The sequence below is a fragment of the Actinomyces ruminis genome (genome assembly GCF_002154335.2).
GTDB lineage: Bacteria > Actinomycetota > Actinomycetes > Actinomycetales > Actinomycetaceae > Actinomyces > Actinomyces ruminis.
Genome location: NZ_MTPX02000051.1, coordinates 24,095 through 39,432 on the forward strand (window position 1 = coordinate 24,095; position 15,338 = coordinate 39,432).

At 69.4% G+C, this 15,338-nt stretch carries 11 protein-coding genes, 2 tRNA genes and 3 pseudogenes; 10 read left to right on the plus strand and 6 right to left on the minus strand.

The genetic code is table 11. The features are described 5' to 3' along the window. Window positions 1-44: 44 nt before the first annotated feature. Window positions 45-126: transfer RNA gene (locus tag BW737_RS10070), tRNA-Leu, on the minus strand. Between the two features lie 226 nt (window positions 127-352). Between BW737_RS10070 and BW737_RS10075 the strand changes: the two genes are divergently transcribed. Further along, window positions 353-1,477, plus strand: coding sequence for a Gfo/Idh/MocA family protein (locus BW737_RS10075; protein ID WP_086614369.1), 1,125 nt, complete (start codon window positions 353-355; stop codon window positions 1,475-1,477). A gap of 18 nt (window positions 1,478-1,495) precedes the next feature. Here the strand turns inward: BW737_RS10075 and BW737_RS10080 are convergent, their stop codons facing one another. The 4 genes from BW737_RS10080 to pip all read right to left on the minus strand — a co-directional run bounded on the left by BW737_RS10080 (window position 1,496) and on the right by pip (window position 4,018). Next, window positions 1,496-1,975 carry a peroxiredoxin gene (locus tag BW737_RS10080; RefSeq protein ID WP_086614368.1) on the minus strand — a complete coding sequence of 160 codons (480 nt, stop codon included), beginning with the start codon at window positions 1,973-1,975 and terminating at the stop codon, window positions 1,496-1,498. A gap of 290 nt (window positions 1,976-2,265) precedes the next feature. Then, window positions 2,266-2,430: a hypothetical protein gene (locus BW737_RS16285; protein WP_180272185.1), complete on the minus strand. Its 165-nt coding sequence runs from the start codon at window positions 2,428-2,430 to the stop codon at window positions 2,266-2,268. A 342-nt stretch (window positions 2,431-2,772) separates the two neighbouring features. Beyond that, window positions 2,773-2,849, minus strand: a tRNA-Lys gene (locus tag BW737_RS10085). 128 nt (window positions 2,850-2,977) lie between these two features. Next, on the minus strand, window positions 2,978-4,018 hold the full coding sequence (gene pip / locus BW737_RS10090; RefSeq protein WP_086614367.1) for a prolyl aminopeptidase: 1,041 nt from the start codon (window positions 4,016-4,018) through the stop codon (window positions 2,978-2,980). 69 nt (window positions 4,019-4,087) lie between these two features. Here pip and BW737_RS10095 point away from each other — a divergent pair, with 69 nt between their 5' ends. The 5 genes from BW737_RS10095 to BW737_RS10120 all read left to right on the plus strand — a co-directional run bounded on the left by BW737_RS10095 (window position 4,088) and on the right by BW737_RS10120 (window position 8,088). Next, window positions 4,088-5,008 carry an ATP-grasp domain-containing protein gene (locus tag BW737_RS10095; protein ID WP_073330681.1) on the plus strand — a complete coding sequence of 307 codons (921 nt, stop codon included), beginning with the start codon at window positions 4,088-4,090 and terminating at the stop codon, window positions 5,006-5,008. Window positions 5,009-5,134: 126 nt separating this feature from the next. Next, on the plus strand, window positions 5,135-5,773 hold the full coding sequence (locus BW737_RS10100) for a hypothetical protein (protein ID WP_086614366.1): 639 nt from the start codon (window positions 5,135-5,137) through the stop codon (window positions 5,771-5,773). Between the two features lie 156 nt (window positions 5,774-5,929). Next, window positions 5,930-6,190 carry a hypothetical protein gene (locus tag BW737_RS16960; protein ID WP_199912493.1) on the plus strand — a complete coding sequence of 87 codons (261 nt, stop codon included), beginning with the start codon at window positions 5,930-5,932 and terminating at the stop codon, window positions 6,188-6,190. Window positions 6,191-6,289: 99 nt separating this feature from the next. Next, entirely contained in the window at window positions 6,290-6,673 is a 384-nt protein-coding gene (locus tag BW737_RS10110) for a YccF domain-containing protein (protein ID WP_073330672.1), read from the plus strand. Window positions 6,674-7,563: 890 nt separating this feature from the next. Next, window positions 7,564-8,088: a GNAT family N-acetyltransferase gene (locus BW737_RS10120; RefSeq protein WP_086614363.1), complete on the plus strand. Its 525-nt coding sequence runs from the start codon at window positions 7,564-7,566 to the stop codon at window positions 8,086-8,088. 31 nt (window positions 8,089-8,119) lie between these two features. Here the strand turns inward: BW737_RS10120 and BW737_RS10125 are convergent. Further along, a pseudogene (locus BW737_RS10125) lies at window positions 8,120-10,808 on the minus strand (DEAD/DEAH box helicase). 89 nt (window positions 10,809-10,897) lie between these two features. On the opposite strand from BW737_RS10125, the gene BW737_RS10130 reads away from it, so the two are divergent. The 4 genes and pseudogenes from BW737_RS10130 (at window position 10,898) to BW737_RS10145 (ending at window position 15,336) form a co-directional block, all read left to right on the plus strand. Beyond that, a complete protein-coding gene (locus BW737_RS10130) occupies window positions 10,898-11,716 on the plus strand; it encodes a hypothetical protein (RefSeq protein ID WP_086614362.1) in 819 nt (272 codons plus the stop codon). Further along, complete coding sequence (locus tag BW737_RS10135; RefSeq protein ID WP_086614361.1) at window positions 11,677-12,186, plus strand: DUF4241 domain-containing protein; 510 nt, start codon at window positions 11,677-11,679, stop codon at window positions 12,184-12,186. Before BW737_RS10130 ends, BW737_RS10135 begins: the two co-directional genes overlap by 40 nt. Before the next feature lie 134 nt (window positions 12,187-12,320). After that, a pseudogene (locus tag BW737_RS10140) lies at window positions 12,321-13,780 on the plus strand (alanine/glycine:cation symporter family protein). A gap of 69 nt (window positions 13,781-13,849) precedes the next feature. After that, window positions 13,850-15,336, plus strand: a pseudogene (locus BW737_RS10145) (alanine/glycine:cation symporter family protein). Window positions 15,337-15,338 lie beyond the last annotated feature (2 nt).

Sequence of the window (15,338 nt, forward strand, 5' to 3'; positions counted from 1 at the left end):
GCCCAGGGTACCCGGGGCCGCAGGGAGGGCCGCTGGGCAGTCAGTGCGCGAGAAGGGACTCGAACCCTCACGCCCGAAGGCACCAGAACCTAAATCTGGGGCGTCTACCAATTCCGCCACTCGCGCTTGCGGCCGTATGTGGCCGAACGTGCTGGCACCGCGCGGTGACAGCCGGCATGTTCGGCCGCCGGCCGGGCACAGCCTAGCAGTGGCCGGGAGCTGCCGGGGACACCCGCCCGCCGAGAGGGCTGGCGCACCGTCGCCGCCATCGGCCCGCGCCCGCAGCCGGTGACGCCCATCCGCGGCGGGTGTGAGTGTGGCGCTGAAACATGCCGCGGCCTAGAGTTTTGACATGGCGTCGAACAATTCCTCCCGCACGACCGACCAACTGCCCGCCGTCCCCGTTCCCATCCTCGAGGCCCTGGCCGACGCCGGTGCCTCCTTCGACCTGGCCGCTGCCGTCCCCGAGCCGCAGGACGCGCCCGCCCTGCGCTGGGGCATTCTCGGCGCGGGCGGCATCGCCTCCACCTTCGCCACCGATGTGCCCGCCTTCTCCTCGGGGCGGATCGTCGCCGTCGGCAGCCGCGACCGGGCTCGCGCACAGGCCTTCATCGACGCCCATCCCGACGCCGGCGGGGGACAAGCGGTACACGCGCACGGCTCCTACGAAGCACTCGTCAGTGACCCGGACGTGGACGCCGTCTACATCGCCACCCCGCACAACTTCCACTGCGAGCAGGCGCTGTTGGCGCTGGAGGCCGGCAAACCCGTCCTGGTGGAGAAGTCCTTCACCCGCAACGCCGCCGAGGCGCGTCGGGTCTTCGACGCCGCCCGGGCGGCGAACCTGTTCGCCATGGAGGCCATGTGGACGCGCTTCCTGCCCGGACAGGTGCTGCTGCGGGCGCTGGCGGGCAGCGGCGCGCTGGGGGAGCTGCGCTACGTGCGTGCCGAGCACCTCCAGTCGCTGGAGCACGTCGCCCGGTTGAATCGTCTCGAGCTGGCCGGTGGCGCGCTGCTCGACCTGGGGGTGTATTCGGTCAGCTTCGTGCACTCGCTGCTGGGAGCACCGACGGCGCTGACGGCGGTCGGGCGCCTGTCCGAGACGGGCGTGGACCTGGATGAATCGGTTTCCATGGCCTACCCGCACGCGCTGGCGGTGGCCGTCTCGAGCATGTCCGCCGCCTCGGAGACCGCCGGTGAGGTGGTCGGCACCCGCGGCGGGGTGGTGTTGCCGACGCAGTTCTACCGGCCGACGCGCCTGGAAGTCATCCTGGGGGAGCGCCCCGGCGGAGCGCAGCGCTACGAGTGGGACGCCACCGTGCCCGGGGGTTTCCAGTTCGAGGCCGCCGAGGTCGCCCGCTGTATCGCCGCGGGCAGAACCGAGTCGCAGACCATGCCGTGGAGCGAGACACTGGCGGTGCTGGAGACCATGGATGAGGTGCGCCGTCGGCTCGGCGTGACCTACCCCGGGGAGTAACCGGCGGCAGTTGGGCACTCAGTCGTCCAGGCCGAGTGCGCGACGCAGGCGGTCGACGTGGCCGGTGGCGCGCACGTTGTAGCGGGCCAGGGCGACGTCGCCGTCGGAGTCCACCACCACGGTCGAGCGGATTACGCCGGTGGTGGTGCGCCCATAGTTCTTCTTCTGCCCCCATGCGCCCCAGGCCTCCATCACGGCGTGGTCGGGGTCGGAAAGCAGTGGGAAGGGCAGAGACTGCTTGTCGGCGAAGCGGGCCTGTGCGGCGGGCGGGTCGGGGGAGATGCCGACGACGGCGTAGCCGGCGCGCTTCCAGCCCTCCAGCGAGTCGCGGAAGTCGCAGGCCTCCTTGGTGCAGCCGGGGGTGCCGGCGCGCGGGTAGAAGTAGACGACCACCCCGTGCTCTGCGCCGGCGCGCAGGGCGGTCAAGGAGACCGGGGTGCCGGATTGGTCGGGGAGCGTGAAGTCTGGGGCGGTGTCGCCGACGGATAGCTGAGGCACGGCGTTCTCCTGTTGCCTGCGGAGTTGGGGCTGACCCCGCAAATGTAGTCCGGTGCCGGCGCGGCGGGCATGACGAGGGCCGCCACCGCAGTGTCGCGGTGGCGGCCCAGGCGTATTCAACGCATACCCGACGGCGTCCGAGGCCTCACGCCGAGTCGAACGCCGCCGGTCCTTTGGGCCGGCCCGGTGTTGTCACAAGTGCCGGTCTCGGCACGTGATTAGTGCCGGTTTGGGTGCGTTAGTAGTTCCGGTTTCGCGGGACTGGCGGCCCGGCCTGTCCGTGGGACGGCTCAGGCGGCGAGTGCCAGTGCGTCCTGCGCGGCCTGCAACCGCTCCAGTGCGCGCTCCAGGCGCGACGGCGAGGCGGTCTCGCCCAGCGACGCCAGTTCGGCACGGGCGGCGGCGAGCTCGCGCTCGGCCGCGGCGCGGGTGTTGTTGGAGTTGATCAGGTGCATCTCTTCCTTCCCTTCATAGCCCCTGCGGGCCCCTCTGTGCCGGGCGGATTGCAGGTGGCTCCTGCGACCCGGCGTGGTGTAGTGGTCTGTGCGACTCGCGGAAATTGCGCGTCAGCGCTACGACTTCCGCTTGGTCCGTGGTCGACGGACTTGCGCTCTCGCCGGCGGTGTGTGCCGCCTGAGGAGGCTTGTCTGTCGGCCGACGCATAAGCAACACCGAAAGCGGCGATGGGTATTCCCGCGCCCGGAGGGCGGAGTGGTAAGAACCGCGGGGATCGTCTCGGTGGCGGGAACGATGCTCACCGGATCCGGTGCGGCGCCGCAGCTGTGTGCTGCTCTGCGTGGTACCCCCTCAGGGACTCGAACCCTGGACACCCTGATTAAGAGTCAGGTGCTCTAACCAACTGAGCTAAGGAGGCCTAGTCGGTCAGGCGCTTCCGCCTGGCGACGAGGAAGACTCTACGCGTCCGGGGCTGCCGAGTCCAACTGGAAAGGCTGAAAACGCCGTTGTGTGCGTGAAGTCTCAGGGGTGTCGGTTGCGTCTCGGCTACACGTCGTCCCCGGACGGCGGGGCGAGTAGGGTTGCGAACTGGTCGGTGGCGGTGATCAGCGTGGACAGAGTCTCCGGTTCGGCGAAGGAGTGGCCGGCGGCGGCCGAAACGTGCAGCTGGGCCTGCGGCCATGCCCGGTGCAGAGCCCAGGCGGTGGCCATCGGGCAGACGACGTCGTAGCGGCCCTGGACGATCACGCCCGGGATGTTGTGCTCCGCCAGCGTGTGGGCACCGGCAATCAGCTGCCCGTCGTCCATCCAGCCGGCATGGCGGAAGTAGTGGTTCTCGATCCGCGCGAAGGTGATGGCGAAGGCCGGATCCTGCACCTCGTCGATGTAGGCCTGGTCGCGCAGCAGTGTGGAGGTGGCCGCCTCCCAGGTGGTCCAGGCGCGGGCGGCCGGGCCGTGCACCGCCGGGTCCGGATTGCTCAAGAGCTCGTGGTAGCGGTCGATGAAGCCGCTCGGCCCGACACCCTCGCCGGCGCCGGCCGTATAGGCCTCCCACTCGTCGGGCCAGATCATGTCCGCGCCGGCGCCCTCGTAGAACCAGTCGAGCTCGCGCTTGCGCAGTGTGAAGATGCCGCGCAGCACCAGCGCCAGCACGTGTCGCGGGTGTCGTTCGGCATAGGCCAGCGCCAGTGTGGAGCCCCAGGAACCGCCGAATACCAGCCAGGCCTCGACGCCCAGGTGGGTGCGCAGCCGTTCCATGTCCGCCACCAGGTGCCAGGTGGTGTTCGTGCTCAGGTCGGCATTCGGCTCCCAGGCGTGCGGCAGGGAGCGGCCGCAGCCGCGCTGGTCGAACAGGATGATGCGGTAGCGCGCGGGGTCGAAGCAGCGGCGGTGCTCGGGGGAGCAGCCGCCGCCGGGCCCGCCGTGGACGAATACCGCGGGAATGCCGTCCGGGTTGCCGCAGGCCTCCCAGTAGATGCGCTGCCCGTCGCCGACGTCGAGCAGACCCGAGTCGTAGGGCTCAATGGGCGGATAGAAGGTGCGTTGCCGGTCTGCCGTAGAGAGGGCCGGTGCGGCGGTGTCGTGCATGGGCTCATTGTGCTTGATCGCCGTCGTGACTGTTCCACGCGGACCCTCGGCGGGCGGTACCGTAGACACGTGAACGCCCCGATCGTGACTCTTGCGACCTCAGCCGACTACGCGGACCTCGATGAAGACGACCGCGGGCTGCCCGACGCGCTGCGCGAGCGCGGCATCGAGCCCCGGATCGCGGTGTGGAACGACCCCGGCGTGAACTGGGCCGACGCCGGCGTGGTGGTGCTGCGCTCCGTGCGTGACTACGCCAAGAACCGCAACTACACGGACTTCCTCGCCTGGGCCCACTCAATCAGGCGGCTGATCAACCACGCCGACGTCGTCGACTGGAACTCGGACAAGCACTACCTCAAGCGCATGGCCGAGCTGGGTGTCCCCATGATCCCCACCACCTGGCTGGAGCCGGACGCCGGCTACTCCAAGCACCAGGTCCACACCCGCTTCCCGGCGCACGGCGACTTCGTGGTCAAGCCCGCCATCTCCTCCGGCGGTCGCGGCACCGGCCGCTACACCGCCACCGACGCCAAGTCCCGCGCCGACGCCATCAACGACACCATGCACCACCTCGGTCGCGGCCGCAGCGTCATGGTGCAGCGCTACCTGGAGGAGGTCGACCGCAAGGGCGAGGTGTCCCTGGTGTACTTCAACGGCGTGCTGTCACACGCGGTGGAGAAGGCGCCCATGCTGCACCCGTCCTTCCGCTCCGTGGACGAAGTGCACGAGGAGATCGTCACCGCCCGCGAGCCCAGCGAGCAGGAATGGCTGTGGGGCGAGCGGGTCCGCAAGGCCATCCACACGATCATTAAGGAGCGTTCGGGTCGGGACATTCAGCTGCTGTTCAACCGGGTCGACGTCGTCGGCGACGGACAGGGCGGCTTCTACCTGATGGAGGTCTCCCTCATCGACGCCGGCCTCTACCTCGGTTCTGCGCCCGCCGCCCTGGACAACTTCGCCGACGCCATCGCCCAGCGCGTCTTCTGGTAGGGCTGGGGCTGCCGCGCAGGTGGCTCACGGCCCATGGCCCGACGGCAATCAACTGTGTGGGGTTGATTGAGGTTGAATCAACCGAAAATGGTTGTGTTTTGGGGATGCTGATGGGAGCATGCAGGCATGTACGTGCTCACAGTGGACCAGGTTGCGAGCCGAGCGGGCGCGGATGAAATCCCGGACCTCATCCGCTTGCTCGCTGACGTTCCTGCACTGGCTCCCTTCGAGCGGACAGTCGGAGACGAGGCACAGGGGGTGCTCGAAGACGCGGCCGCGGCCGTTGCATGTGCACGTCGTCTCCTGGCGGCCGGCGGATGGCACATCGGTCTGGGGATCGGTACCGGTGCGCTAGGTGAGCACGGGTCGCGCTCGGGAGGCGGAGCAGCATTCATCGCCGCACGGCAAGCCGTGGAGGAATCCAAGTCGTCTCGTGTGTCGCTCGCAGTCCGTACCGGTGCCGCCGATCGGGAGGCACGTACGGCGACGGCCGATGCCGAGGCGGTGCTGCGGCTTCTCGGCGTGCTGATCGGTTCCCGCACCAGGGCTCAGCGCTCGGCCCTGGCCCTTCTTGACGCCGGGCTCAGCGGCAAGGACGCGGCGAAGCGGCTGGGGGTAAGCGGCCAGGCCGTCTCCAAGCATCGGGTCTCATCGCACTACGACGAGGAAGTCGCTGCCGTGCCGGCCATCGAGCGGCTCCTCGACCGGGCGCACCGGCTGTCAATGGGGCTGGAGACATCGGCAGATATGGCGGGTGACGTATGACTCAGGGCCTTGGCGAGTGTGGTTGTAGTCCTTTCCTGTTTTCTTCTCTCCATTTTCGGTGGTTGGGGGATCGTCGCACTGGTCTTGCGCTGGGCGCGCGTGCCCGAGCTGCCGCCGTCACGGGAACCTACGCCCGCAGGTTCGACTGCGCCGGTCTTGTCTCCGAGAGACGACTCCGAGTCCCCGGTTCTTCGCGGTGGCACCTGGATCGGAGTGCTTGAGCGCCTGGCGACGACGGGTGCCCTCCTGTCCGGGCATGCGACGCTGATTGCCGTGGTCGTTGCGGTAAAGGGGCTTGGGCGCTGGGCGGATCTGAAGGACAACCCCGGGTCGACGGAACGATTCATCATCGGCACGCTCGCCTCCCTGACATGGGCCGGCATATGCGGGATCATCGGCGCGGCGCTGCTGGGGTAGCACCGGACGGGTTCCGGCGGGCACGGGTCAGGGATGACTCAGGGTCGTCTCCTGCGTGAGGATGAGGCGCCGGCGGTTTGCGTCGGGTAGACATGGCTCATGCGCACACTGCTCAACATCATCTGGGTGGTTTTCGGCGGTTTCTGGCTGTGGCTGGAGTACATGTTCTTCGGCATCATCGCGTGCCTGTTGATCGTGACGATCCCCGCCGGCATCGCCTCCTTCCGCATCGCCTCTTACGCCCTGTGGCCATTCGGCCGGGAGGTTGTGGAGATGCCGCATGCCGGGGTGATGAGCGGGTTGTCCAACGTCATTTGGTTCCTTGTCGCCGGGATCTGGCTCGCCATCGGGCACATCACCACGGCGGCCGCGCAGGCCGTCACCATCGTCGGCATCCCGCTGGCCGTCGCCAACCTGAAGATGATCCCGGTGACCTGCTTCCCCTTCGGCAAGCAGATCGTGCCCGGCCGCGGCATCATCTGAGCCGCCCCGCCTGTTGTAGTCGCCTTGGGTGCGCGGTCCTGCCCGCCGCAGCCTTGTCCGCCGAGGACACCCAGTAGTAGCCGACTCTTCGGCGCTCGGGCCGGAGTTCTCAGGTGGGGATCACGCCGGCTGGCGGCGCGGTTCGCACCGGGTGGGACTGCCTTCGATCTCTTCGAGGGCTTCTGCGCGATCACGGAGCCTGCGCAATCCGCGCAACACGGCTGTGCGATGCTTGCGGCTGACTATCCACCCCGGGAGCCGCTGCTCCATGCCCCTGCCCACGTCTGTGTCACGTTTACGGCGCAAGTCCGCCGCCAGATAGTCCATGAGGTACTCGGCATGAGCCCGATTGGCGACCCACAGGGAATGGCCGGCGCACGAGTCTGTAAGGAAGAAGGGCAGACCGTAAAGGGCGTCGTACCCGTCGGAGACCCGAGTGGAGACGGAGACGCCGGTCAGCTCCTGACGGGCGCCGCAGGCGCAAGTGCGTGATGGGCGGGAATGGGCGGACAGCCGAATCCTTGTCTTCTCGCGCCGACCGCAGGAGGGGCAGCGCCAAAACAGGTCCGCGGGGGTCGGCTCGACAGGCAACGGCCTATCGCCCTCCCACTGTCCGCAGCAGCCGCACATCCAACCGGATGCGGCGCCCGAGGCCTGCCAGGTACAGGCGGTGCAGAAGACCCCGCGCTTCACCACGTGCGCTGGTCCGGCGCAGCGAGGGCACACGACCCACACGTCCAAACGGGGCACCGCGTACAGAATCCCACCTGCCTCTGCCATTGAAAAAGACTATCTCCCGCAGGCCCGGATTCTTGAGTTCAAGGGCGAGGGTGGCCGGGTGCGGCGGTGGCTGGGGGCGTGTACTGCTCGGGACGTGGAAGGCTGGGGACATGAACAGCACCCGCACCTCCGCCCCCGAGTACGAGCATGCGCCGACCGTCATAGAACTCGGCTTGCAGGACGCGGGCGAAATCCTGACATTGCAACGGGCCGCCTACATCACCGAGGCCACAGCACACAGCGACTTCGGTCTCCCGCCCCTGACACAGACCCTGGCCGAGCTGCAGGAGGAGCTCTCCGACCCCGCCGTAACGGCGCGCGGTATCCGAGATCGCGGCCGTCTCATCGCGGCCATGCGCCTGCGCCACAAAGGCGACGCGGTTGAACTCGGGCGCCTCATCGTCGCTCCCGACCGCCAGGGACAGGGCCTGGGCACCCTCCTGCTGCGCCATGCCGAGGCGGTCTTCCCGGATGCGCGTGAGATACGGCTGTTCACCGGCGAGCACAGCGCCGCCAACATCCGACTCTACGAGCGGCTCGGCTACCGCGAGGCTGGGAGAACGACCGCAGGTTCCTACCAACTCGTCCACTTCACCAAGCCGCTCACCCGAGCCGGCCGGCGGAGGGCCTCCTGAGCGTCCGGTGCCGCCTGGCAGCCGGCGGCGCTCAGCTCTGCGGGCCGACACGCAGCAGGTGCACAACGGCGGCATCGGCCTGGTCGCATTCGGCCAGGTCCACCAGGGCTGTCAGCCGCCAGTCGTGGTCGCCCGCCGAGTCCTCCAGGATCTGGGTGGCCAACCACACGCGCCGCCCCGAGCCGACCAGCGCCTCGCGCAGCCGCTCCGACACCCCGGCCGCCGCCAGGGCCGCATCATCCGGTGCCTCATCCAGGGGCGCCAGCGCCACCGCCCGGGCAGGCGTATCCGTGCTGATCCAGTCGTACTCGTCCCAGTAGCGGCCCAGCGCCTCATCCAGCGTTCCTCGCCCCAGCCGGAGGCGGCATCCAGCCGTCCCAGCCCCTCGACGTCGTCGCGCGCCATGAGCTCCACGCGGCGGAACATCTCCCGGCGCACCGCCACTCGGAAGGCGTGCAGGTTGCGGGTGAACGGCAGCTGCCGTCGGCGTCGGCCCCGAAGGCCCGCTCGGCCCCGGCCGCCCCGTCGGCGGCCTCCCGCTCCAACAGCGCCGCGCCCTCCTGGGCGTGACCGGCCTGGGCGGCACCCAGCGCCTCCCATTCGTCCAACAGGGAGGAGTCCACGGCGCGCACCAGGTCGCCCAGCCAGTCGGTCAGTTGCTCCACCTCCTCGGTGCGGTGCTCCTCGGGCACCACCTGCCGCAGCGCCCGGTAGGCGTCGGTCAGATAGCGCAGCACCACCCCCTCGCTGCGGCCCAGGTCGTAGCGGGAGATCAGGTCGGAGAAGGTCATGGCGCTCTCCACCATGTCCCGCACCACCGACTTCGGGCTCAGCTCGTACTCGGCCGCCCACGGGTTGGACTGCTTATACATCTCCAGCGCCGGAGCCAGCAGGTCCGCCAGCGGCTGCGGCCAGGTGATGTCCTCCAGGGCCGCCATGCGCTCCTCGTAGTCCATCCCCTCGGCCTTCATGGCGGCCACCACCTCGCCGCGGGCCTGCCGCTGCTGGGCGTACAGCAGCGGCCGTGGATCGTCCAGGGTCGACTCCACCACCGAGACCACGTCGAGCGTGTGCTCGGGCGAGTCCAGATTCAGCAGATCCATGGCCGCCAGCGCGAACGGGGCCAGCGGCTGGTTCAGGGCGAACTCGTCGGGCAGGTCCACGGCCAGGCGCAGCCGGGGGCGGCCGTCGGCGGCGGCCTGGGCGGAGGAGACGTGCTCCAGCACCCCGGCGGTGCGCAGGGACAGGTAGATCTCAATCGCCCGGCGCACGTGCCTGCGTCGGGCCGCCTCCGGCTCGTGCACGCGCTCCAGCAGCTGCGCCATGGCCCGCACCGGATCGCCGTCGCGCTCCATCAGGTTCAGCACCATGGTGGTGGTGACCTGGAACTGGCTGGTCAGCGTCTCCGGGGCGGCGTCGCGCAGCCGCTCGAAGGTCTTGTCCGTCCAGTTGACCCGACCCTCGGGCGCCTGCTTGCGCACGATCCGGCGGCGCTTGCGCGGGTCATCGCCGGCCTTGGCCAGGGCGCGGGCGTTCTCGATCACGTGCTCGGGCGCCTGCACGATCACATACCCGTGGGTGTCGAAGCCGGCCCGCCCGGCCCGCCCGGCGATCTGGTGGAACTCTCGGGCAGTCAGGTGCCGCTCCTTGGCGCCGTCGAACTTTACCAGGCTGGTCAAAACCACCGAGCGGATGGGCACGTTGATGCCCACGCCCAGGGTGTCCGTGCCGCAGATCACCGACAACAGGCCGGTACGGGCCAGGCGCTCCACCAGCCGCCGGTAGCGGGGCAGCATGCCGGCGTGGTGCACGCCGATGCCGGAGCGCAGCAGCCGCGACAGGGTGCGCCCGAAACCGGGCCCGAAGCGGAAGTCGCCGATGGCCGCCGCCAACTCCTCCTTACGCTTCTTCACCCCCAGGTCCACACTCAGCAGCGCGGAGGCCCGCTCCACCGCCTCCTTCTGCGAGAAGTGCACCAAGTACACGGGCGCCTTGTCCTGCCCCACCAGCCGCTGCAGCAGGTCGCCGATCGGCTCAATCGCATACTCCCACTCCAAGGGCACCGGCCGCACGGCGTCGTCGACGACGGCGACCTCCCGGCCCGTGCGCTCGCGCAGGTCCCGTACGAAGAAGGACACGTCCCCGAGCGTGGCCGACATCAGCACCATTTGCGCCTGCGGCAGCTCCAGCAGCGGCACCTGCCAGGCCCAGCCGCGCTGCGGGTCGGCGTAATAATGGAACTCGTCCATCACCACCGTGTCCACGTCCAGCGCCTCGCCCTCGCGCAGGGACTGGTTGGCCAGGATCTCCGCGGTGCAGCAGATGATGGGGGCGGCCGCATTGATTGAGGTATCGCCGGTGACCATGCCGACGTTGTCCGCCCCGAACAGGCCCACCAGCTCGAAGAACTTCTCACTGACCAGCGCCTTTAGCGGGGCCGTGTAGTAGGAGCGGCCGCCACGCGCCAGGGAGGCGGTGTGCGCGGCCAGGGCGATCATCGACTTGCCCGAGCCGGTGGGAGTGGCAGCGATGACGTGCCGACCGGACAGGATCTGGCTCAGGGCCTCGTCCTGATGCGGATACAGCGGCCGCCCGGTGGACTCGGCCCACTCGGCGAAGGCCAGGTAGACCTCCTCCGGCTCCGGGACGCGCTCCGGGTCGTCGGCGGGGATGAGGGCGTCGAGCATGACGTTGAGCGCGGGCGCGGAGGTGGCTGGCATGCGGCCATCGTCTCACGGTGCCCCGCCGGTTCCGGGACGGCCGCCCCGGTTGACGCTCCTTGACGGTCTCCCGGCTGACGGATACGGATGTGGCAGGCTTGCAGGACACCATCACCCACACGATTGGACCGGATATGGACCCCCGCAGCCGAGTAGAAGCATTTCTGGCGGACTATGCCGCCGCCCACGCGCGGGTGAAGCCGCTGTTCTATCCGCCGGATGACGAGGAGACGACCGCCGGCCGGCACTCCGCCGGTCCCGGGGGAGCCCGCAAGCGGAGCAGGGAAGGCGGCGAGAAGCGCTCTGAACCCGATCCCTTTGACGCCTGGAGCCAGGCTTTGCACGCCGTCGAAGCGGCCCACCGGACCGAGCGGTCCTGGGTTAAGCGCGTGCGCGGTTTCTCCTCGGAAAGCGACTACAGTCCACAGACCTGCAAGGTGGAGCGGGCCGAGGAGTACGGGAACTGGGCCCGGGTGCGGGTGGCGCGCACCGGCGGCCGGGGCTGGCCCATTGTTGAAGTCGTCCTGCGCAACGACTCGCGGGACTGGCTGATAGACAGGATCGACGAGTACCACGAGGATCCCGGCCAGCCCCTGGTGCCGCAGGAGCTTCGCGACAGCTGGCTGCACGCGCCGGACGGGACGGCACCCTATGAGGACATTAGTCTCAGCCCGGACGCGGACGGCCCCAACCCCGGCGCACTGTTCCACGACGGCTGGTCCCGCGTGCCCGTGGACACGTTCGAGCTGGCGGAACAGGTGGATGAAATCGAAGGCCCCCTGTGGCAGCAGCGATCGCCGAGGCCCAGCGCCGGGCACAGGTACTGGCGGTCAGGGTGCAGACCATCGGGGGCTTTCCACACGCGGGCGTGTTCGCGGTGGGCGACGCCGGCTCGGGCGCGAACATGATGTACGCGTGTGCGTTGCGCGTGCCGCCGGGGGATGCCACCGCCCAGGCGCTGCTGGCGACGATTGAGACCGACACCGGCTCCTACGAGCGAGTCGGCGCCGTCCGGGTGCTGCTCGCCGACGCCGAGGCCGTGCACTGGCGTGCGGCCGCGCTCCTCCCAGGGTGCGGGACCGCTGTGGGCGTGGACTCGGGCACCGCCGCGATCGTCGACGCCGCCGCATACATACGTCTGACGCGGCGGCAGTGGTGGAATGCCTGGAATCCGTTCCCGGAGCGCCGTTGGGAGGATATGACGATGTTCGACTATGGCGCCGGGCCCATCGGGGTCATGACGAGCTCCGGATGGGGGGACGGCACCTACGCCGTCTACTGGGGGTTCGACCGCGATGATCGTCCGGTGCAGCTCATGATCGACTACGGAGTCGTCCGGGAGGCGGTGGCGCCGCCGCTCGCACAGTCGCAGCCCTGAGTCCCAAGTCGACGGCTCGACCACCCTGGCAATGCCGACGGCGTATGAATATGCGGACGGATGTCGGGTCGCGGCGGGGTTTGTGCGATGATGCCGCGCGTTCCCGTCTCCCCACGTGGAAGGCCCGCTCGTTCATGGAAGCTCTCGCCGCCAACCTGCTTTCGATCGCCGACTGGATCACCGCCCACATCACCATGTGGGTGCTGGTCGGCACCGGCCTGTTCCTGACCATCCGCACCCGCGGCGTCCAGGTGCGCCACCTGCCCGACATGTTCCGTGCCGTGGCCTCCTCCCGCGCCGGCGCTCGCGGCGGCATCTCCTCCTTCCAGGCCTTCGCCATCTCCCTGGCGGCCCGTGTGGGCGTCGGCAACGTCTTCGGGGTGGCCGCCGCCCTGCTCATGGGCGGGCCGGGCGCCGTGTTCTGGATGTGGGTGGTGGCCCTGGTGGGCATGGCCACCGCCTTCTTCGAGGCCACCCTCGCCCAGCTCTTCAAGGTCCGCGCCGCCGACGGCTCCTTCCGCGGGGCCCCGCCTACTACATGCGCGCCGGCGTGGGCAGCCCGGTGCTGGCCGGCGTCTACGCGGTCATCACCCTGGTCACCTGCGGCTTCATCATCACCTCGGTGCAGTCCAACGCCGTGGCCGGCACCCTCCTGGGCGCCATCGGCGACGACGGCTCCGCCATCGAGGGCTTCGGGGGGTTCTCGGCCGCCCAGTTGGTCATCGCCGCGCTCGTGTTCGTGTTCACCGCCATGGTGATCTTCGGCGGCATCCGGACCGTCGCCCGCGTGACCGAGTGGATGGCCCCGATCATGGCCGGCATCTACATCATCATGGTGTTCATCATCTGCCTGATGCACCTAGGCCGGTTCGTGGAGGTGCTCGGGCTGATCATCTCCTCCGCCTTCGCCCCCCAGCCCCTGGTGGGCGGCCTGGGCGGCGGCATCCTCGCGGCCGTGGTCAACGGCACCAAGCGCGGGCTGTTCTCCAACGAGGCCGGCCAGGGCACCGCCCCCAACGCGGCCGCCACCGCCACCGTCGCCCACCCGGTGCAGCAGGGCCTGATCCAGTCCCTGGGCGTGTTCATCGACACGATCGTGGTATGCACCGCCACCGCCTTCGTCATCCTCATCGCCGGCCCCGAGGTGTGGGGGGCCGACGGCGCCAACCCCTCCACCCTGACCATCATGGCCGTCTCCCACGAGCTCGGCGGCTGGACCATCCTGCCCATCGCCGTGCTCATCTTCGTGCTCGCCTACTCCTCGATCATCGCCGCCTACGTCTACTCCGACACCAACATGTCCTTCCTGACCGGCGGCAAGGCATGGGCCACCTGGACGGTGCGCGTGGTCTCCGTCGTCTCCGCCACCGCCGGCGCCGTGCTGTCGCTCGACGTCGTCTGGAACGCCGTCGACATCGCCATGGCCGTGATGACCGTGACCAACCTCGTCGCCCTGATCCTGCTGTCCAAGTGGGGGGTGGGCGCCCTGCGCGACTGGGAGGCCCAGCGCCGCGCCGGGGTCGAAGAGCTCGTCTTCGTTGGACACGACAACCCCCACCTGCCCGCCGACGTGCCCGGCGACGTCTGGAACTGACCGCCTACCGCCACCCAGCCACCGCCCCTAGAGCCCCACCCGCAAGGAGCCCCGATGCCTCAACCCGCCATGAGCCTCGCGAACCTGGAGAACACCCTCAACCAGGTCGACGACATCTTCTACACCTACTTCCTGGCCGCCCTGCTGATTGCCGTCGGCATCTACGTCACCATCCGCACCCGCGCCGTGCAACTGCGCCATTTCGGCTCCATGCTGCGGGCCGTGGCCTCCTCCCGGTCCGGCGCCCAGGGCGGCATCTCCTCCTTCCAGGCTTTCGCCGTCGGCCTGGCCGCCCGCGTTGGGATCGGCAACATCGCCGGGGTGGCGCTCGCCGTCGTCGCCGGTGGCCCCGGCGCCCTGTTCTGGATGTGGGTGGTGGCCCTGATCGGCATGGCCACCAGCTTCACCGAGTCAACCCTCGCCCAGATCTTCAAGGAGCGCGGCCGCGACTTCACCTTCCGCGGCGGCCGCTACTACATCAAGAACGGGCTCGGCTCCAAGACCTGGGGCGCCATCTTCGCCGCCATGTGCATCGTCAGCGTCGGCGTCACGGTGGTGATGGTGCAGACCAACTCCCTGGCCGGCGTCGTCTACGCCACCGTGCCCACGGTTGAGCCCTGGATGGTCGGCGTGGCCCTGGTGCTGCTGACCGGGCCGGTGGTGCTCGGCGGGCTGAAGTCCGTGGCCCGGGTAACCGAGGTCGTCGCGCCCCTGATGGCCCTGGCCTACGTGCTGGTCACCATCGTGGTGATCCTGATGAACCTCGGTGAGATTCCCACCGTCTTCGGTGAGATCTTCCGCGGCGCCTTCGGCCGGGACCAGGCCCTGTTCGGAACCGCCGGCGGCATGCTCGCGGCCGTCCTCAACGGCGTGCGCCGCGGCCTGTTCTCCAATGAGGCCGGCCTGGGTACCGTCCCCAACGCCGCCGGCACCGCCACCACCAGCCACCCCGTCCGCCAGGGCCTGATCCAGTCCTTCGGCGTGTTCGTGGACACCGGCCTGGTGTGCACCGCCACCGGCCTGCTGATCCTGCTGGCCACCGACACCTACCAGCCCGGCAACGAGGGACTCGTCGGCGCCGTCCTCACCCAGCAGGCCGTCGCCGAGCACCTGGGGCAGTGGACCACCTGGCCGATCGTGGTGCTGATCTTCGTGCTGGTCTTCTCCACCGTGCTCGGCTGCTACTCCTACTCCCAGGTCAACGTCAACTACCTGGCGGCGAGCGGCGCGCCGAGCAGGCCTTCGGCATTCTGCTCACCGCCGCCGCCTTTGCCGGCACCGTCCTGACCCTGCCGATCGTGTGGGCCCTGACCGACATCGCCCTGGGCCTGCTGGGCGTGATCAACCTGGTGGTGATCGTGCGCCTGTTCCCGTGGGTGCGCGGTGCCCTGCGCGACTACGAGGCCCAGCGCGCCGTCGGCGCCATCCCCGTGTTCGTCGGTCATGGCAACCCGCTGATGCCGGGGGACACCCTGCCCGGCGTGTGGGAGGAGCCCGCCGCCACCGCCGACGGCCGGCTCGACGCCGTCGACGATGCCCGACTGATGGGGAACTGAAC